A 17,603-nucleotide genomic window follows, 5' to 3' on the forward strand; every position below is an offset into this window, starting at 1 on the left:
CAACCGGTAACAGCGTCTATGGTGTTCTGGTTCGGTGAGTGTGTTTTTGCCCTGAAGACGAAGGAGTGTTGAGTCATGCGCGAAAAACCAGCGACGGGCGTGGTGCCCAGCCCCGCCGTGTTTATCAACGCCCAGAGTGCGATCGCCGGTCTGCGCGGCAGGGATCGGCTGTCGACCCTGCGCAGCGTCGCCGCCCACGGCTTGCGCAATCCGTTGCACAGCGCAAAGCATGCGCTGAAGCTTGGCGGACAGCTGGGCCGCGTACTGCTCGGCGAAACCCTGCACCCGACCAATCCGCAAGACAGCCGCTTCGCCGATCCGGCGTGGAGCCTCAACCCGTTCTACCGACGCAGCCTGCAGGCTTATCTGGCCTGGCAGAAACAGGTCAAGAGCTGGATCGATGAAGGCGACATGAGCCCTGAAGATCGTGCCCGTGCGCACTTCGCTTTCACCCTGCTCAATGACGCCGTAGCGCCGTCCAACACTCTGCTCAACCCGCTGGCGGTCAAGGAGTTGTTCAATTCCGGCGGGCAGAGTCTGGTGCGTGGCCTGAGCCATCTGTTCGATGATCTGTTGCATAACGACGGCCTGCCACGGCAAGTGACCAGGCAGGCCTTCGAGGTCGGCAAAACCGTGGCGACCACCACTGGGGCTGTGGTGTTTCGCAATGAAATGTTCGAGCTGATCCAGTACAAATCGATGAGCGAAAAGCAGTACGCCAAGCCCTTGCTGGTGGTGCCGCCGCAAATCAACAAGTACTACATCTTCGATCTGAGCCCGCAGAACAGCTTCGTCCAGTACGCCCTGAAAAACAGCCTGCAAACCTTCATGATCAGTTGGCGCAATCCTGATGTGCGCCATCGCGAGTGGGGCCTGTCGAGTTACGTCGAAGCGGTCGAAGAAGCGATGAACATCTGCCGGGCGATTACCGGCGCCCGCGAAATGAACCTGATGGGAGCCTGCGCCGGCGGCCTGACCATCGCCGCCCTGCAAGGGCATTTGCAGGCCAAACGGCAACTGCGCCGGGTCGCCAGCGCGACGTATCTGGTCAGTCTGCTCGACAGCCAGATCGAAACCCCGGCCACGCTGTTCGCCGACGAGCAAACACTGGAAGCGGCCAAGCGTCGCTCGTATCAGCGAGGCGTGCTCGAGGGTCGCGACATGGCCAAAGTCTTCGCCTGGATGCGCCCCAACGATTTGATCTGGAGCTATTTCGTCAACAACTACTTGCTGGGCAAGGAGCCGCCCGCTTTCGACATTCTCTACTGGAACAATGACAACACCCGCCTGCCGGCGGCGCTGCACGGCGATCTGCTGGACTTCTTCAAGCACAACCCGCTGATCCACGCAGGCGGTCTAGAAGTGTGCGGTACGCCGATCGATCTGCAGAAGGTCAATGTCGACAGCTTCAGCGTCGCCGGCATGAACGACCACATCACGCCATGGGACGCGGTGTATCGCTCGACCCTGCTGCTCGGTGGCGAACGACGTTTCGTGCTGTCCAACAGCGGCCACGTGCAGAGCATCCTCAACCCGCCGAGCAACCCGAAAGCTGCCTACGTCGAAAACGCCAAACTGAGCAGTGACCCGCGCGCCTGGTACTACGATGCCAGACACGTCGACGGCAGCTGGTGGCCGCAGTGGCTGGAATGGGTCGAGCAGCGCTCCGGCGCCCTTAACGAGACCCGCACAACACTGGGTAACCCGAACTATCCACCGATGGAAGCGGCACCCGGCACCTATGTGCATGTGCGCTGACGCTCAACCGAAATTTTCTAAGAAGACTGGATGAAAACCCGCGACCGGATTCTCGAATGTGCACTGCAACTGTTCAACGAAAAGGGTGAGCCGAACGTTTCCACCATGGAGGTGGCCAACGAAATGGGGATCAGCCCGGGCAATCTCTACTACCACTTCCACGGCAAGGAACCGCTGATTCTCGGTCTGTTCGAACGCTTCCAGCACGAACTCGCACCCCTACTCGACCCGCCGCCGGACGTGGAGCTTGCACCGGAGGATTACTGGCTGTTTCTGCATTTGATCGTCGAGCGATTGGCGCAATACCGGTTCCTGTTCCAGGACCTGTCGAACCTCGCCGGGCGCCTGCCGAAGCTGGCCAAGGGGATTCGCAATCTGCTCAATGCGCTGAAGCGGACGCTAGCGTCGTTGCTGGCGCGCTTGAAGGCTTCGGGGCAACTGGTCAGCGATACCCAGGCGCTGGGGCAACTGGTCGAGCAGGTGACCATGACGCTGCTGTTCTCGCTGGATTACCAGCGGATTATTGATCGTGAGGGAGAGGTCAGGTTGGTGGTTTATCAGATCATGATGCTGGTGGCGCCGCATTTGCTGCCGCCAGTGAAGGTGGCGACAGAGCGGATGGCGCTGCAATACCTTGAGGATCACGACTGACCCGAAAAGCCCCTCACCCTAACCCTCTCCCGGAGGGAGAGGGGACTGATTGGGGGATGTTCGCTAGCTACGCCGACCTGAGCGAGCTTCTTTGAATCGATAATCGACTCGATTTGTTCAGGTCGACGTATGACGCAGGAGACCTCGGTCGGCTCCCTCTCCTTGGGGAGAGGGCTGGGGTGAGGGGCCGCTTGGAATGCACAAACAAAAACGCCCGACCTTCACAGGCCGGGCGTTTTTGATTTGCCCTGAAATCAGGACTGACTGGATGGCGTCGACGGTGTCGATGCTGCAGTCGGAGTAGCGGCTGCCGTAGGCGCCGCAGCGGAGTTTGCCGCGTTGGCCGGAGCTGTTGGAGCAGTCGATGGTGCGGCGGCCGGTTTCGGCGCAGCGGCTTTCGGCGCAGCCGGTTTTTTCACTGCAGGCTTTTTCGCCGCAGCCGGTTTGGCCGCAGGCTTCGCAGCGGGTTTGGCCGCAGCAGTTTTCGCTGCTGGCTTGGCCGCTGGTTTCGCTGCAGTTTTAGTCGCAGGTTTTGCTGCTGCTTTGGTTGCCGGTTTCGCAGCGGCCTTGGCGGCAACCGGTTTGGCTGCCGCTTTGGCCGCAGGCTTGGCGGCTGCCGTTTTGGCCGCAGCTTTTGCAGCAGGTTTTGCCGCTGCTTTGGTCAGTGGCTTGGCTGCGGTTTTCGCCGTAGGTTTGGCCGCTGCAGTTTTAGTGGCAGGTTTCGCCGCAGCGGTTTTTGCCGCCACAGGCTGAGCTTTCAGACCGGTGAGTTTTTCGATCTGTTTGGTCAGCGTGTCGACCTTGGCGTTGAGCGCCTTCACCTCATTGCGGCTCGGCACACCCAGGCGCGAAATCGCACTGTTCAGGCGCTTGTCGAAAGCGCCTTCCAGCTCGTCCCACTTGCCCATGGCGCGGTCTTTCACGCCGCTGATGCGCGACTTGGCCGAGGAGGTCGAGTCCTCGACTTTCTTGCCGACGGCAGTCTTGGTGAGCTTCTCGGCTTTCTCGCCGTCTTTGACCAATGCATCGAAGAGTTTGCTGCCGTCAGTGTCGATCTTCGAGTACACGCCTAAACCAGCCAGCCAGATTTTGCGGGAGTAGGACTCGACCTTCCCGACCCACGAGCTGCTTTCTTTATCGGTGTTCTTTTTGCCAGCCATCCCGTTCTCCTTAAGATTTTCGCGCGACGCGTTCGAGCAATGCCGTCAGCTCATCGAGCTTAGCAGAGAGTGCCTCAACGTCATGTTTAGACGGAATGCCGATCCGATTCAAGGCGCTGGCCACACGGTTGTCGAAGGCCTTCTCGACCTTGTCGAGCTGAACTTCAACGCGACCCTTGAACGAGCTGACCTGAGTGGCCGCGTCGTCGATCTCGGCGTTGGCCGCGAGGAGTTTTTCGCTGACGGCTTTTTTGCCTTTCTTTTCAACGGTTTGACCGGCGGCGACGAGCTCCTGAAAGTACTCGCTGCCCTCCTGGCCGACCTTGGTGTAGGCGCCCAGGCCTGCCAGCCAGATCTTGCGGGCATAGGATTTGACGTCGCTCAGAGTGGAAGTCGGAGCGTCGATTTTTTTCTTCAAAATGACTTTGGCCATGGTGCACCTCACGCGCAGAAGGTTTGAGGAACTGCCGGACGAGTGTCGGGCTCAGGCACAAAGTAGGGAGAAAAATTAGAAAGGGCACCCTAACCAGCTGGAGCAATTCTAAACAAATGTGGGAGCGAGCCTGCTCGCGAAAGCGGTTTGCCAGTCACGGATAATCTGACTGAAAGACCGCTTTCGCGAGCAGGCTCGCTCCCACAGGGGATTGGATTTCAACCTGAATCAGGCCAGGGCTTTATCCAACGCCTTCTCGATCTCGGCTTTGATCATGCCGCTCATGGCCGACATCATCAGGCCCAGCTCGACGTCGACCCTGATCGAATCGTCCGCCACATGCACCTCGCCTTTCACGCCGGAGCGCTTGAGGTTCAGGGTGTCGCCCGACCACTGCGGCTCAAGGCCGTATTGTTCGTTGAGCTTTTTGGCCAGTTTGTCGGCCTTTTCGCGGGCGGCTTCCTTGCCCAGGGTGTGGGCGCGCTCAACACTGATTTTGGCCATGGAATGACTCCTGATGATTGAATGGCTGACGTTGAATCTTGACCGCATCTGCGGCAAATCGTCCCGAAGGTTGCCCATCTTACCTTTAGCCATTCCAAGACAAAGCATGGCTTGGGGATTAGAATGTCGCGCATTCTCTTTTGGTGACAGCGATATGACTGATCAGCGCAAAGGCAGCGATGCCGAACCCACCACTCACTTCGGCTTCAAAAACGTTCCGGAAAGCCAGAAAGCGGAAAAAGTCGCTGAGGTTTTCCATTCCGTAGCCGCTAAATACGACCTGATGAACGACCTTCTGTCGGGCGGCATGCACCGTCTGTGGAAGCGTTTCGCGATCGAGCTTTCCGGCGTGCGCAGCGGCAACCGCGTGCTCGACATCGCCGGTGGCACCGGCGACCTGACCCGCAAGTTCTCGAACCTTGTCGGCCCGACTGGCCAGGTCGTGCTGGCCGACATCAACGAGTCGATGCTCAAGGTCGGCCGTGATCGTCTGCTCGATCTGGGCGTTGCCGGCAACGTCGAATTCGTCCAGGCCGACGCGGAAAAACTGCCGTTCCCGGACAACCATTTCGACTGCGTGACCATCGCCTTCGGTCTGCGCAACGTGACGCACAAAGAGGACGCGCTGCGTTCGATGCTGCGCGTGCTCAAGCCCGGCGGACGCCTGCTGGTGCTGGAATTCTCCAAGCCGACCAACGCGCTGATGTCGAAAGCCTACGACGCCTACTCGTTCGCCTTCATGCCGCTGATGGGCAAGCTGATCACCAACGATTCGGAAAGCTATCGCTACCTGGCCGAATCGATCCGCATGCACCCGAATCAGGAAACCCTGAAGTCGATGATGGTCGAGGCCGGTTTCGACCGCGTGACCTATCACAACATGACCGCAGGCATCGTCGCCCTGCACCGCGGCATCAAACCCTGATGGTGCTCACCGGGCTGCTCGCCAGCGTCGAACTCGGCCTCAACCGGGTGCTGCGTCTCGACAGCACGGCGCTGCCGCGTCTGGCGCATTTGGCCGGCAAGGTGATTGCCGTCGACTGCCGCAGCCCGGCGCTGCAACTGTTCATCCTGCCCAGCGACGAAGGCTTGATGCTTGCCTCGCAGTGGGCAGCGGATGTCGATTGCACGTTGCGCGCACCGGCCTCGAGCCTGGTGAAACTGGCCCTGAGCAAAGACAAGACCGCCGTGCTGCACGCACCGGAAGTCGAGCTCGATGGCGACAGCGGCGTGCTGCTGGAGCTGGCCGGCGTACTGCAGGATCTTGAGCTGGACTGGGAATACGAACTCTCGCGCTGGCTCGGCCCGGTCGCCACGCAATTGCTCGGTGGTCACCTGCGCAGCCGCGCACGCTGGTATCAACAAGGATTTGCCAGCCTCAACCAGAATCTTGCCGAATACCTCGCCGAAGAATCGCGCACCCTCGTCGGGCAGCGCGAAGCCGAAGCGCGGTTCAGCGAACTGGACCGGATCAAACTTGATCTGGAACGACTCGAGGCGCGTTTCGAGCGCCTTTCCCGATCCCTCGACCCAAGCGATAACGCATGAAGCTGCTTGCCGTCCGCCGTCTGTTGCGCATCCAGCGCGTCGTGATCCGCTACCGCCTCGATGACCTGCTGTTCGATCTGCCGCTGCCCTGGTTCCTTCTGGCCGTGCGCTTTTTGCTGCCGTGGCGCTGGCTGCCGCGCAAGCCGCTGGAACTCAACCGTGGCGCGCGCTTGCGTCTGGCGTTGCAGGATCTGGGGCCGATCTTCATCAAGTTCGGGCAGATTCTTTCGACTCGCCGCGACCTGTTGCCGGAAGACATCGCCGATGAGCTGATGCTGCTGCAGGACCGCGTGCCGCCGTTCGATTCGCAAGTGTCGATCAAGCTGATCGAAGAACAGCTGGGCAAGAAAATCAGCGAAGTGTTCAGCCGTTTCGACGTCGCCCCTCTGGCCTCGGCCTCGGTGGCGCAGGTGCATGCGGCGCAGCTGAAAAGTGGCGAAGAAGTCGTGGTCAAGGTTATTCGCCCAGGCCTGAAACCGATCATCGCGCAGGATCTGGCATGGCTGTTCATCCTCGCCCGCGCGGCGGAAAAATTCTCCGCTGACGCGCGCCTGCTGCACCCGGTCGACGTGGTGCAGGATTACGAAAAGACCATTTACGACGAACTCGATCTGTTGCGCGAGGCGGCCAACGCCAGCCAGTTGCGCCGCAACTTCGAAGGCTCGCAGCTGCTTTATGTACCGCAAGTCTATTGGGACTGGTGCCGGCCGAAAGTGCTGGTCATGGAGCGCATCTACGGCATTCAGGTCACCGATCTGGCGACACTCGCCGACCAGCGCACCGACATGAAAATGCTCGCCGAGCGCGGCGTGGAGATTTTCTTCACGCAGGTATTCCGCGACAGCTTCTTCCACGCCGACATGCACCCAGGCAACATTTTCGTCAGCACGGTCAATCCGTGGAGCCCGCAATACATCGCGATTGACTGCGGCATCGTCGGCAGCCTGACCCCGGAAGACCAGGATTATCTGGCGCGCAACCTGTTCGCCTTCTTCAAGCGTGACTACCGCCGTGTGGCGCAGTTGCACATCGATTCGGGCTGGGTGCCGGCGGAAACCAAACTCAACGAATTCGAAGCGGCGATCCGTACGGTGTGCGAGCCGATCTTCGAAAAACCGTTAAAAGATATTTCATTTGGCCAGGTGCTGATGCGCCTGTTCCAGACCGCTCGCCGTTTCAACATGGAAGTGCAGCCGCAACTGGTGCTGTTGCAGAAGACCTTGCTGAACATCGAAGGCCTCGGGCGTCAGCTGTACCCGGATCTGGATCTGTGGAACACCGCGCAGCCGTTTCTCGAGCGCTGGATGCGCGAACGCGTCAGCCCGAAAGCCTTGCTGGGCAACGTGCAGAGCCAGCTGGAGCAGATTCCGCACCTGTCGAACATGGCCCGCGATCTGCTCGAACGCATGTCGCAACCCCACGCCAAAGACCCACCGCCGCCGTGGCGCAAACGCAAGGACGACTGGTTCCTGCGCCTGCTCGGCTGCGCGCATCTGGCCGGCGGCGCGATCCTCGCAGCGGGTGGTCCGTTGACCGATTGGTCGCACTGGCCCGCCGGAATCATGATCGCGGTCGGTTTGTATCTGGTCGTTCGCCGATAGCACGAATCAGCTGCAAGTTATAAGCTGCCAGCTGCAAGCTTGACGACACCGGAACACCGCAACCTGCTTTTACTTGCAGCTTGAAGCTTGAAACTCGAAGCTGCTTTTCAGGAATTGAAGATGAAAAACTGGCTGGACGAGATCAAGTGGGACGCTGACGGCCTGGTGCCGGCGATTGCCCAGGATCACAAAACCGGGCGCGTATTGATGATGGCCTGGATGAACCGCGAAGCGCTGGAACTGACCGCTGCGGAAAATCGTGCAATCTACTGGTCACGTTCCCGTGGCAAGCTGTGGCGCAAGGGCGAAGAGTCCGGTCATGTGCAGACCCTGCATGAGATGCGCCTGGACTGTGATGCCGACGTGATCATTCTGATGGTTGAACAGATCGGCGACATCGCCTGCCACACCGGCCGTCAAAGCTGCTTTTACCGGGTCTTCGAAAACGGCGACTGGAAAACGGTCGATCCGGTACTGAAAGACCCGCACGCTATCTATTCCGCAGGACACACACATGAGTGACACCCTGACCCGCCTCGCTCAGGTACTTGAAGAGCGCAAAGGCGCAGCCGCCGACAGTTCGTATGTCGCCAGCCTGTATCACAAGGGGCTGAACAAGATTCTGGAGAAAGTCGGCGAAGAGTCGGTCGAAACCATTATTGCCGCCAAGGATGCCGCGATCAGCGGCGATTGCAGTGATGTGATCTACGAGACCGCCGATCTGTGGTTCCACAGCATGGTCATGCTCGCCCAACTGGGGCAGCATCCGCAGGCCGTGCTGGATGAACTGGACCGTCGCTTCGGCCTGTCCGGACACGTCGAGAAAGCCTCGCGTCCGTCCGCCTGAACAACTTTTAGAGAGGAATCGCCACATGGGCATTTTTGACTGGAAACACTGGGTCGTCATTCTGATTGTCGTGGTGCTGGTATTCGGTACCAAGAAACTGAAAAACCTCGGCACCGACGTTGGCGAATCGATCAAGGGCTTTCGCAAAGCCATGAACGACGACGAAAAACCGGCCGAGCCGAGCGTGACCCCGCCGGCCCAGCCTGTGCCACCGGTGCAGCCGCAAACCACCGCTCAGGCCAACCCGCCGCACACCATCGACGTGCAGGCGCAGAAAGTCGAAGAGCCGATCCGCAAAGACGTGTGAGCACTGACTAATGTTTGGTATCAGCTTCTCTGAACTGCTGCTCGTCGGCCTCGTCGCCCTGCTGGTGCTCGGCCCCGAGCGTCTGCCGGGCGCGGCGCGCACCGCCGGTCTGTGGGTCGGCCGCCTGAAGCGCAGCTTCAACGCGATCAAACAGGAAGTTGAACGTGAAATCGGTGCCGACGAGATCCGTCGGCAACTGCACAACGAACATATTCTGTCGCTGGAGCAAGAGGCGCGGAAGATTTTCAATCCGAGCCAACAGGAGCCGACGCCGGTCGAGCCTGTGGGCGAGCAGACGATTCACAGCGCTGCCGCTCCGACTCCTGCACCTGTTGTAACACCGCCAGGAACCGCGCCGATTACCACAGACACATCGGTTGAACACGTAGCGCCCTCCGCCGCGCCGACTACACCAGCGCCTCAAGACCCTACACTGCCGCCGCGAGCCCCATGAGCGATCTTCCGGAAAACGACCAGCACATGCCGCTGGTTTCACACCTCACCGAGTTGCGCACCCGCCTGCTGCGTTGCGTGGCGGCGATCTTCATTATCTTTGCCGGACTGTTCGCGTTCACCCAGCAGATCTACACCTTCGTCTCGACGCCGCTGCGCCAGTATCTGCCGGTCGGCGCGACGATGATCGCCACCGACGTGTCGTCGCCGTTCCTGACGCCGCTGAAACTGACGATGATGGTTTCGCTGTTTCTTGCGATTCCAGTGATCCTGCATCAGATCTGGGGCTTTATCGCGCCGGGCCTGTACAAGCATGAAAAACGCGTCGCGGTGCCGCTGCTGATCTCCAGCATCCTGCTCTTCTACATCGGCATGGCGTTCGCCTATTACTTCGTATTTCCGCTGATCTTCAAGTTTTTCGCCGCTGCCACCCCGGCCGGCGTGGAAATGATGACCGACATCGCCAGCTACCTCGATTTCGTCATGACGCTGTTCTTCGCCTTCGGCGTGGCGTTCGAGATTCCGGTGGCCGTAGTCCTGCTGGTGTGGATCGGCGTGGTCGACGTCAAATACCTGAAGAAGATCCGCCCGTACGTGATCATCGGCTGCTTCGTGGTCGGCATGATCCTGACCCCGCCGGACATCTTTTCGCAGACCCTGCTGGCTGTGCCGATGTGGATGCTGTTCGAAATCGGCATCCTTTTCGGCGCGCTGGTCAGCAAGCGCGAACGCCCGGACGAAACGCCGGCCGACGACCACAACGACCAGCCGCCAGCGACCCAGGCATGAACCTGCTGCTGCTCGAAGAGGCCGACTTCATTGCGGCCGACCGCGTGATTCTGCGTGATCGCCGCCTGATCCACATGCAGGAAGTGCATCGTTCGGAAGTCGGCGACAGCCTGCGCGTCGGGCGCATCAACGGGTTGATGGGTTCGGCCGAGTTGCTGCGTCTGGAAGCCGGCGAAGCGGAGCTGCGCGTCAACCTCGATCAGCCACCGCCGGCCAAACTGCCGCTGACCCTGGTGCTGGCCCTGCCCCGGCCGAAAATGCTCCGCCGCGTGTTCCAGACCGTCGCGACCATGGGCGTGGCCAAGGTGATTCTGGTCAACAGCTATCGCGTCGAAAAAAGCTTCTGGCAGACGCCATTTCTGGAGCCGGAAGCGATTCGTGAGCAGTTGATCCTCGGGCTCGAACAGGCTCGCGATACGGTGTTGCCGGAGATCGTTATCGAGAAGCGCTTCAAGCCTTTTGTTGAAGATCGCTTGCCGGCGATCGCCGAGGGCACCCTCGGCCTGGTCGGCCACCCCGGCAACTTCCCGCCCTGCCCGCGCGCTCTGAGCGAACCGGTGACCCTGGCCATCGGCCCCGAGGGTGGTTGGATTCCCTACGAAATCGATCTGCTGGCCAAATCCGGCCTGCAACCGGTGCAACTGGGCGAGCGCATCCTGCGCGTCGAAACCGCCGTCACCGCACTGCTTGCACGCCTGTTCTGACGCGACCCCGATCCTGTGTAGGAGCTGCCGAAGGCTGCGATCTTTTGATCTTGTTTTAAACGCAAGATCAAAGGATCGCAGCCTCGTTGCACTCGTCAGCTCCTACAAGCCCCTGCAGTCGCAGACAAGTGGCGTTACAGATTGCCACCACCCAGCCGATACACCCCCTATAAGTCCAATCAAGTGGTCCGAAGGGAGTGGTCGCATGTACCGTTGGTTAGCCGAGAGTCTTGGAAACGTCAGCGTCAAACGCAAGCTGGGCATCGGTTTCGGCCTGGTGCTGTTGCTGACGCTGTTGATCACTTTCACCGGCTGGACCGGCATGAGCGGCATCATCAGCCGTGGCGACAAGCTCGGCTTCATTTCCAGCCTCAATGAGCTGACCAAAGACCTGCGCCTGGCGCGCATGGACTACGACATGCGTCGTGGTGAACAGGGTCCGGGCGCGGTCAATGAATTGCTCAGCAAACTCGAAAGCGGTCTGCAATCGGCACGCGGCATGATCGAGCAGCCATCCGATGTGGCGATGGTCGATCAACAGCTTGCTGCGGTCGCCGAATACAAACGCGCCTTCGGCGAAATGACCCAGGCCACCGTCCAGCGTGAAGATGCGCGCAGCAAGCTTGGCGCCAATGCCGATAATGCCGTGGCCAAGGTCGGCGAAGTCGAAAGTGCACTGCTGCAAGGTGACAGCGTTGCGCAGTACAACGCGGTGATCGAGCTGAGCAAACTGTTGCAGCAGGCGCGCTATCAGGTGCGCGGCTACACCTACAGCGGCAAGGCCGATGCCGAGCAACCGGCGCTGACCGCCATCGACAACGCCCTGAAAAACCTCGAAAGCCTGCCGACCCGCGTGCCAGAGCAGCACATCGCCAACCTGCAGCAGGCCACCGACTCGCTCAAGGCCTATCGCGCCGCCGTCGCTCAATTCCGTGATTCGCAGGTCAAGAACACTGCTGCACTGGCGAACATGTCGGCTCAGGGCGAGATCCTGATGTCGGTCAGCAAGAAGCTCACTGAATCGCAAACCGTGGTGCGCGACACCGATGCTGCCCATGCCAAGAACATGCTGCTGGTCGCCACTGCGCTGGCACTGGCCTTCGGTCTGATTGCCGCTTGGGCGATCACCCGACAAATCATCATTCCGCTGACCCAGACCCTGAAAGTCGCCGAGCGCGTGGCCGCTGGCGACCTGACCCACAACCTGGTTTCCCTGCGTCGCGACGAACTCGGACAATTGCAGCGCTCGATGCAAAGCATGACCCAGGGCCTTCGCGAGTTGATCGGCGGTATCAGCGACGGCGTCACGCAGATCGCCAGCGCCGCTGAAGAGCTATCCGCGGTGACTGAGCAGACCAGCGCCGGGGTCAATAATCAGAAGATCGAGACCGATCAGGTCGCCACCGCTATGAACGAAATGGCGGCTACCGTGCAGGAAGTCGCGCGCAACGCTGAAGAAGCTTCTGAGGCCGCTGTCGCCGCTGATCAACAGGCCCGCGAAGGTGACAAGGTCGTCGGCGAAGCCATCGCCCAGATCGAACGTCTGGCGGTCGAGGTCGGCCACTCCACCGAAGCCATGGGCGAGCTCAAGCGTGAAAGCGACAAGATCGGCAGCGTCCTCGATGTGATCAAGTCGGTGGCCCAGCAAACCAACCTGCTGGCCCTCAACGCCGCCATCGAAGCGGCCCGCGCCGGTGAAGCCGGACGTGGTTTCGCCGTGGTTGCCGACGAAGTTCGCAGCCTCGCCCAGCGCACGCAGAAGTCCACGGAAGAGATCGAGGAGCTGATCGTCGGTCTGCAAAACGGTACCCAGCAAGTGGCGACGATCATGGACAACAGCCGCAGCCTCACCGACAGCAGCGTCGAGCTGACCCGGCGCGCCGGCGGCTCACTGGAGAGCATCACTCGCACCGTCTCGGCGATCCAGGCGATGAACCAGCAAATCGCCGCCGCTGCCGAGCAGCAGAGCGCCGTGGCCGAAGAGATCAACCGCAGCGTGCTGAACGTGCGCGATGTGTCGGATCAGACCTCGGCGGCGAGCGAGGAGACTGCCGCATCCAGCGTTGAACTGGCGCGACTGGGCACGCATCTGCAGATGCTGGTCGGCCGTTTCAAAGTCTGAGTTGATGCACAACCTCGGTTCGCCTGTAACCGAGGTGATGCCATTCGCGAGCAGGCTCGCTCCCACAGGGAAACGCATTCCAAGGTGGGAGCGAGCCTGCTCGCGAAGGCAGCGGCGCGGTTTGCGCGTCGTAGGTAACGGGCGCGCCAATTTGGCGACGGATGCTATGCACTGGTTTTAGGCTTTATCCGGATTTGTTCGCAAATCAGCGGACATAAAAAAACCCCGCTGAATCAGCGGGGTTTTTTTATCAGGCCGGCTGAGCCTGCAGGCTCACCGGTCGCAGCGGCAGCAACGGCGCATGCGGATCGGCTTTCACCGAAGCGCGCCAGGCGTCCAGCCACTCAGCGTGACCTTCGGCCCAGACCTGCTCGTGCAGGCGTGCCAGTGCGACAGGGTCGCTAAGCAGTTGCAGGCGATCATGGTTGTTCAGCCCGGCCGGGCCGACCTTGATCGCGTGACGCACGCGTTCCTGACGCAGCCACTCGATCGGCTCGGCCTGGCCGTGACGCGAGGTCGCCAGCGAGCACGCCAAGGCGTTCTGCTGAGGATCGACCACGGCGCGGACGAAGCCGTCGTTGAGGGCGTGATAGCGGTTCTCGTGGGTGTACTGATCCGTTGCCAGCAAGGCCTGTGGCGGATTGTATTCCTCGGGGATGAGGAACAGGCTCTCGTCACGGGTCTTCAGACCAAGGCCGACACGGCTGGAGATCACCGATACCGGGATCGACAGCATCAGCGAACCGACGATCGGCACCAGCCACCAGAGGAAGCTCGGGTTCAGCCAGATCACCAGCAGCGCCCACAAGAAGCCCAGCAACGTCTGCGGACCGTGGCGCTTGACCGCTTCGCTCCACGGCGTCGAGTCGTCGTCACGCTGCGGCGAGTTCCAGGTCGCCGCCCAGCCGAGGAACGCGGCGAGGACGAAGCGGGTGTGGAAAATCATCCGCACCGGCGCCAGCAGCATGGAGAACAGCATCTCCAGCAGCATCGACAGGGTCACCTTGAACTTGCCGCCGAACTCTTTCGCGCCCTTGGCCCAGATCAGGATGATGCTCAACAGCTTCGGCAGGAACAGCAGCACGATGGTCGTCGAGAACAGCGCGATGGCCTTGTCCGGGTGCCATTGCGGCCACAGCGGATAGAGCTGACGCGGTTCGAGGAAGTACTGCGGCTCCATCAGCGTGTTCACCGCCAGCAGCGCGGTCGACAACACCAGGAAGAAGAACCACAACGGCGCCGACAGGTAGGACATCACGCCGGTGAGGAACACCGCGCGGTGCACCGGGTGCATGCCCTTGACCAGGAACAGGCGGAAGTTCATCAGGTTGCCGTGGCACCAGCGACGGTCACGCTTGAGCTCGTCGAGCAGGTTCGGCGGCAACTCTTCGTAACTGCCCGGCAGGTCGTAGGCAATCCACACGCCCCAGCCTGCACGGCGCATCAGCGCAGCTTCGACGAAGTCGTGGGACAGGATTGCACCGGAGAACGCGCCTTTACCCGGCAACGGCGCGAGAGCGCAGTGGTCGATGAACGGCTTCATGCGGATGATCGCGTTGTGACCCCAGTAGTGGGATTCACCCAACTGCCAGAAGTGCAGACCGGCGGTAAACAGCGGGCCGTACACACGGGTGGCGAACTGCTGCATCCGCGCATACAGAGTGTCCATGCCCGACGCACGTGGCGCGGTCTGGATGATCCCGGCGTCCGGCGTGGCTTCCATCAGACGTACCAGACTGGTCAGGCACTCGCCGCTCATCACCGAGTCGGCGTCGAGCACGACCATGTACTTGTAGTCACCACCCCAACGACGGCAGAAGTCGTCGAGGTTGCCGCTCTTGCGTTTTACACGACGGCGACGACGGCGATAGAAGATCTTGCCGAAGCCCTTGGCCTCGCGGCAGACATCCAGCCAGGCCTGTTGCTCGGCGACGCAGATATCGGTGTCGTTACTGTCGCTGAGGACGAAAAAGTCGAAGCGATCCAGATCACCGGTGGCCGCTACCGATTCGAACGTCGCACGCAGACCGGCGAATACGCGCGGCACGTCTTCGTTGCAGATCGGCATTACCAGCGCAGTACGCGCATCTTTGGGAATCGGCTCGTTACCAGCGCTTTTCCCGGAGATACGGTATTTATCGTGGCCGGTTAGCAACTCGAGGAAGCCCATCAGCGCGGTCCAGAAACCGGCCGAGACCCAGCAGAACAGAATCCCGAACAGAATCAGGATGCTGGTTTGCAGCGCATACGGCAGCACTTGCGTGGCAGTTTGCAGCAGCGGCTGATGCAGGACTTCTTCCAGATCGACGAACGACCAGCCCTGGTACGGCATGATGCCTTTCATGTACCAGCCGGCAACGATGGTCTGGCCGAGCATCAGCAACAACAGGATATAGCGGCGGATCGAACCGACGGTGCGCCAGCGCGCGGCCGGCAGGACATTGGCGTCCTTTGGCGGCTGCGGTGGGTTGGTGCGACCCGTCAGACGGCGCCAGCCACGCACCAGAATATTGGTGCGCCATGGCTCCGGCACGACCTTGGTACGGCGGATCGGCGGGGTCGCCTTGAGGCTGACCCGGCCACTGGCGTCGAGCACCAGCATTTCCGCTTCAGCCAGTTCTTCGGCAGTGCTCAGGGTCAGACGCTTGCCCACCGAAGCCTGGGCGGCTTCGGCAGGGGCGTCGAAGGTCGAGGACGACAGGCGTTCATGCAGCTCGCTGAACGACTGGCAACCCGCGAGTTCCGCGCGTTGCTCGTCGGTCATCGGCAGATGCGCCAGATACTCGGACAGAGTCTCTGGCTGTACTGGTGAATTACTCATCGGCAGGCAACTGATAGCTCCAGGTCTCGGTCAGGACTTCTTCAGTCGGCGCCGATTCCGGTGTGGCTGGGGCCGCGTCGGCAGCGACTGGCTGCTTGGCGTCTTTGTTGGCCTTGTCCTTGGCGTCGGCTGCAGGCTTGGCTTCAGCCTGTTTGGCTTCGGCGGCCTTGGCTTCCTTGTCGAGTTTTTCCTGTTGCTTGGCGGCAACCTTGTCAGCCTTGGCGACCGACGAATTGGACGCCGGCACCGATTTGCCCAGATCTGCGGTGACTACCGGCTGAACCAGGGCGGCGCGCATCTCGGTCGCTTTGCTCGGGTCCTTGATCTTCATCCGCAGGGTCAAGCGCCAGCCCTTGGTTTCCGGGTTGTAGCGCACGCTGTTCTCGACCAGTTCGGCGTTGTCACCGACGCTGACCTGACTGCGCACGTCGGCATCCGGCGTCAGGGCCGCCAGCGATGGACCTTCGAAGTCGACCAGATAGGCCACGCTGCCATCGGGCTGACGGATCAGGTTCGATTGTTTGACGTCACCGGTCGAACGCAGGGTCTGTGCCACCCAGGCGCTGTCCGGCGCGTGGAGTGCTGCTTCGTCCATGGTCCAGTGCATGCGGTAGGCGAAGTCCAGCGGCTGGCCTGGCTCCGGCATTTTTTCCGGGCTCCAGAACGCAACGATGTTGTCGTTGGTTTCGTCAGCGGTCGGAATCTCTACCAGATCGACAGTACCCTTGCCCCACTCGCCCTTCGGCTCGATCCAGGCACTCGGGCGCTTGTCGTAGCGGTCGTCGAGGTCTTCGTAGTGGCTGAAGTCACGGCCACGCTGCAGCAGACCGAAACCACGCGGGTTCTCGACGCTGAAGTTGCTCACGGCCAGATGTTTCGGGTTGTTCAGTGGGCGCCAGATCCATTCGCCATTGCCGGCATGGATCGACAGACCGCTGGAGTCGTGCAGTTCACGACGGTAGTTGAGGACTTTCGACGGCTGGTTGGCGCCGAACAGGAACATGCTGGTCAGCGGCGCGATACCCAGTTTGCCAACCTTGTCACGCAGGAACATCTGCGCCTTGACGTCGACGATGGTGTCGCTGCCCGGACGCAGGATCAGACGGTAGGCACCGGTGGCACGCGGCGAATCGAGCAGAGCGAAGATCACCAGGTGCTTATCGCCCGGCTTGGGCTGCTGAATCCAGAACTCGCGGAAACGCGGGAACTCTTCACCCGACGGCAGCGCGGTATCGATCGCCAGACCACGGGCCGACAGACCGTAGGTGTGGCCCTTGCCGACGACGCGGAAGTAACTCGCGCCGAGCATGGTCATGATCTCGTCTTGCTTGTCGGCCTTGTTGATCGGGTACAGCACACGGAAACCGGCATAGCCCAGTTGCTCGGTGGCTTTCGGATCGAATTTCAGGTCGCCGAAATCGAAGCGGCTCGGATCGTATTTGATCTCCGAGACGGTATTGGTGGTGATTTCGTTGATTTTCACCGGTGTATCGAAGTGCATACCCTGGTGATAGAAGGAGAGCTTGAACGGCGTCTTCTGATCGGCCCACTCAGCCTTTTCGGTGAGGAAGCGGATCTTCTGGTAGTCCGCGAACTTCATTTCGCGGAATTCGTTCGGCAGGTTGCTGCGCGGGGCTTCGAACTTCTGCCCGGCCAGCTCTTTGGCCTTGGCCGATACGTCGTCAAGATTGAACGCCCAAAGCTGACCGGCGCTGAGCAGGCACAGGAGCGCCGAACCCGCTACCAGAGCACTTCGCATGCGTTTGGCAGACATTTTTGCTGCATTACAGGGACTAACAATCACGAGCAACCCTCGCCGAAAACAGATCAATAAACCAACGGCTAGCAAGCCGTCTGTGTGGCCATTTTTAGTCAGCTTATTTCGGTTCCATGAAGCCAGATACT

The 17,603-nt window shown here is 60.7% G+C and carries 17 protein-coding genes and 1 pseudogene; 13 read left to right on the plus strand and 5 right to left on the minus strand.

Annotation, left to right across the window (positions count from 1 at the left end; genetic code table 11):
• Positions 1-75: 75 nt before the first annotated feature.
• Together phaC and JWU58_RS25455 are read left to right on the plus strand one after the other, a co-directional pair.
• Positions 76-1,758: a class II poly(R)-hydroxyalkanoic acid synthase gene (phaC, locus tag JWU58_RS25450; protein WP_206421200.1), complete on the plus strand. Its 1,683-nt coding sequence runs from the start codon at positions 76-78 to the stop codon at positions 1,756-1,758.
• A 30-nt stretch (positions 1,759-1,788) separates the two neighbouring features.
• Complete coding sequence (locus JWU58_RS25455) at positions 1,789-2,409, plus strand: TetR/AcrR family transcriptional regulator (protein ID WP_110602580.1); 621 nt, start codon at positions 1,789-1,791, stop codon at positions 2,407-2,409.
• A 254-nt stretch (positions 2,410-2,663) separates the two neighbouring features.
• Here the strand turns inward: JWU58_RS25455 and JWU58_RS25460 are convergent, their stop codons facing one another.
• The 3 genes from JWU58_RS25460 to JWU58_RS25470 form a co-directional block, all read right to left on the minus strand.
• Positions 2,664-3,569: a phasin family protein gene (locus JWU58_RS25460; RefSeq protein ID WP_206421201.1), complete on the minus strand. Its 906-nt coding sequence runs from the start codon at positions 3,567-3,569 to the stop codon at positions 2,664-2,666.
• 10 nt (positions 3,570-3,579) lie between these two features.
• A complete protein-coding gene (locus tag JWU58_RS25465) occupies positions 3,580-4,002 on the minus strand; it encodes a phasin family protein (protein WP_016772067.1) in 423 nt (140 codons plus the stop codon).
• A 228-nt stretch (positions 4,003-4,230) separates the two neighbouring features.
• Positions 4,231-4,506: a polyhydroxyalkanoic acid system family protein gene (locus JWU58_RS25470; RefSeq protein ID WP_056787308.1), complete on the minus strand. Its 276-nt coding sequence runs from the start codon at positions 4,504-4,506 to the stop codon at positions 4,231-4,233.
• A 154-nt stretch (positions 4,507-4,660) separates the two neighbouring features.
• Here JWU58_RS25470 and ubiE point away from each other — a divergent pair, with 154 nt between their 5' ends.
• The 11 genes and pseudogenes from ubiE (at position 4,661) to JWU58_RS27670 (ending at position 12,877) form a co-directional block, all read left to right on the plus strand.
• A complete protein-coding gene (gene ubiE, locus JWU58_RS25475) occupies positions 4,661-5,431 on the plus strand; it encodes a bifunctional demethylmenaquinone methyltransferase/2-methoxy-6-polyprenyl-1,4-benzoquinol methylase UbiE (protein WP_016772069.1) in 771 nt (256 codons plus the stop codon).
• On the plus strand, positions 5,431-6,054 hold the full coding sequence (locus JWU58_RS25480) for a ubiquinone biosynthesis accessory factor UbiJ (RefSeq protein ID WP_110602572.1): 624 nt from the start codon (positions 5,431-5,433) through the stop codon (positions 6,052-6,054). The genes ubiE and JWU58_RS25480 overlap by 1 nt, the downstream gene beginning before the upstream one ends.
• Positions 6,051-7,655, plus strand: a complete 1,605-nt coding sequence (gene ubiB, locus JWU58_RS25485) for a ubiquinone biosynthesis regulatory protein kinase UbiB (RefSeq protein ID WP_110602570.1) — start codon at positions 6,051-6,053, stop codon at positions 7,653-7,655. Before JWU58_RS25480 ends, ubiB begins: the two co-directional genes overlap by 4 nt.
• Before the next feature lie 120 nt (positions 7,656-7,775).
• The gene (gene hisI, locus JWU58_RS25490; protein ID WP_007899278.1) at positions 7,776-8,177 is read left to right on the plus strand and encodes a phosphoribosyl-AMP cyclohydrolase; all 402 of its coding nucleotides are present in this window, start codon (positions 7,776-7,778) and stop codon (positions 8,175-8,177) included.
• Complete coding sequence (locus JWU58_RS25495) at positions 8,170-8,502, plus strand: phosphoribosyl-ATP diphosphatase (protein ID WP_003220849.1); 333 nt, start codon at positions 8,170-8,172, stop codon at positions 8,500-8,502. The genes hisI and JWU58_RS25495 overlap by 8 nt, the downstream gene beginning before the upstream one ends.
• 25 nt (positions 8,503-8,527) lie before the next feature.
• Positions 8,528-8,809: a twin-arginine translocase TatA/TatE family subunit gene (locus JWU58_RS25500; protein ID WP_016772073.1), complete on the plus strand. Its 282-nt coding sequence runs from the start codon at positions 8,528-8,530 to the stop codon at positions 8,807-8,809.
• Positions 8,810-8,819: 10 nt separating this feature from the next.
• Positions 8,820-9,263 (plus strand): Sec-independent protein translocase protein TatB, encoded by a 444-nt coding sequence (gene tatB / locus JWU58_RS25505; RefSeq protein ID WP_123444023.1) that lies wholly within the window; start codon positions 8,820-8,822, stop codon positions 9,261-9,263.
• The gene (gene tatC, locus JWU58_RS25510; RefSeq protein WP_016772075.1) at positions 9,260-10,051 is read left to right on the plus strand and encodes a twin-arginine translocase subunit TatC; all 792 of its coding nucleotides are present in this window, start codon (positions 9,260-9,262) and stop codon (positions 10,049-10,051) included. Before tatB ends, tatC begins: the two co-directional genes overlap by 4 nt.
• The gene (locus JWU58_RS25515; protein WP_016772076.1) at positions 10,048-10,755 is read left to right on the plus strand and encodes a 16S rRNA (uracil(1498)-N(3))-methyltransferase; all 708 of its coding nucleotides are present in this window, start codon (positions 10,048-10,050) and stop codon (positions 10,753-10,755) included. The genes tatC and JWU58_RS25515 overlap by 4 nt, the downstream gene beginning before the upstream one ends.
• A 322-nt stretch (positions 10,756-11,077) precedes the next feature.
• A pseudogene (locus JWU58_RS27665) lies at positions 11,078-12,022 on the plus strand (methyl-accepting chemotaxis protein); the annotation flags it as partial.
• A gap of 141 nt (positions 12,023-12,163) precedes the next feature.
• Entirely contained in the window at positions 12,164-12,877 is a 714-nt protein-coding gene (locus JWU58_RS27670) for a methyl-accepting chemotaxis protein (RefSeq protein WP_371262571.1), read from the plus strand.
• A gap of 250 nt (positions 12,878-13,127) precedes the next feature.
• On the opposite strand, the gene mdoH is transcribed toward JWU58_RS27670, so the two are convergent.
• Together mdoH and JWU58_RS25530 are read right to left on the minus strand one after the other, a co-directional pair.
• Positions 13,128-15,698, minus strand: coding sequence for a glucans biosynthesis glucosyltransferase MdoH (gene mdoH / locus JWU58_RS25525; protein ID WP_073471586.1), 2,571 nt, complete (start codon positions 15,696-15,698; stop codon positions 13,128-13,130).
• The gene (locus tag JWU58_RS25530; RefSeq protein ID WP_162098724.1) at positions 15,691-17,472 is read right to left on the minus strand and encodes a glucan biosynthesis protein G; all 1,782 of its coding nucleotides are present in this window, start codon (positions 17,470-17,472) and stop codon (positions 15,691-15,693) included. The genes mdoH and JWU58_RS25530 overlap by 8 nt, the downstream gene beginning before the upstream one ends.
• Positions 17,473-17,603: the final 131 nt, after the last annotated feature.

This window comes from Pseudomonas atacamensis (assembly GCF_017167965.1).
Lineage (GTDB): Bacteria > Pseudomonadota > Gammaproteobacteria > Pseudomonadales > Pseudomonadaceae > Aquipseudomonas > Aquipseudomonas atacamensis.

What these genes read in the sequence shown, in the direction of transcription:
- phaC (WP_206421200.1), top strand. Translation starts at nt 76, where the DNA reads ATGCGCGAAAAACCAGCGACGGGCGTGGTGCCCAGCCCCGCCGTGTTT.
- JWU58_RS25455 (WP_110602580.1), top strand. Translation starts at nt 1,789, where the DNA reads ATGAAAACCCGCGACCGGATTCTCGAATGTGCACTGCAACTGTTCAAC.
- JWU58_RS25460 (WP_206421201.1), bottom strand. Translation starts at nt 3,569, where the DNA reads ATGGCTGGCAAAAAGAACACCGATAAAGAAAGCAGCTCGTGGGTCGGG.
- JWU58_RS25465 (WP_016772067.1), bottom strand. Translation starts at nt 4,002, where the DNA reads ATGGCCAAAGTCATTTTGAAGAAAAAAATCGACGCTCCGACTTCCACT.
- JWU58_RS25470 (WP_056787308.1), bottom strand. Translation starts at nt 4,506, where the DNA reads ATGGCCAAAATCAGTGTTGAGCGCGCCCACACCCTGGGCAAGGAAGCC.
- ubiE (WP_016772069.1), top strand. Translation starts at nt 4,661, where the DNA reads ATGACTGATCAGCGCAAAGGCAGCGATGCCGAACCCACCACTCACTTC.
- JWU58_RS25480 (WP_110602572.1), top strand. Translation starts at nt 5,431, where the DNA reads ATGGTGCTCACCGGGCTGCTCGCCAGCGTCGAACTCGGCCTCAACCGG.
- ubiB (WP_110602570.1), top strand. Translation starts at nt 6,051, where the DNA reads ATGAAGCTGCTTGCCGTCCGCCGTCTGTTGCGCATCCAGCGCGTCGTG.
- hisI (WP_007899278.1), top strand. Translation starts at nt 7,776, where the DNA reads ATGAAAAACTGGCTGGACGAGATCAAGTGGGACGCTGACGGCCTGGTG.
- JWU58_RS25495 (WP_003220849.1), top strand. Translation starts at nt 8,170, where the DNA reads ATGAGTGACACCCTGACCCGCCTCGCTCAGGTACTTGAAGAGCGCAAA.
- JWU58_RS25500 (WP_016772073.1), top strand. Translation starts at nt 8,528, where the DNA reads ATGGGCATTTTTGACTGGAAACACTGGGTCGTCATTCTGATTGTCGTG.
- tatB (WP_123444023.1), top strand. Translation starts at nt 8,820, where the DNA reads ATGTTTGGTATCAGCTTCTCTGAACTGCTGCTCGTCGGCCTCGTCGCC.
- tatC (WP_016772075.1), top strand. Translation starts at nt 9,260, where the DNA reads ATGAGCGATCTTCCGGAAAACGACCAGCACATGCCGCTGGTTTCACAC.
- JWU58_RS25515 (WP_016772076.1), top strand. Translation starts at nt 10,048, where the DNA reads ATGAACCTGCTGCTGCTCGAAGAGGCCGACTTCATTGCGGCCGACCGC.
- JWU58_RS27670 (WP_371262571.1), top strand. Translation starts at nt 12,164, where the DNA reads ATGAACGAAATGGCGGCTACCGTGCAGGAAGTCGCGCGCAACGCTGAA.
- mdoH (WP_073471586.1), bottom strand. Translation starts at nt 15,698, where the DNA reads ATGAGTAATTCACCAGTACAGCCAGAGACTCTGTCCGAGTATCTGGCG.
- JWU58_RS25530 (WP_162098724.1), bottom strand. Translation starts at nt 17,472, where the DNA reads ATGTCTGCCAAACGCATGCGAAGTGCTCTGGTAGCGGGTTCGGCGCTC.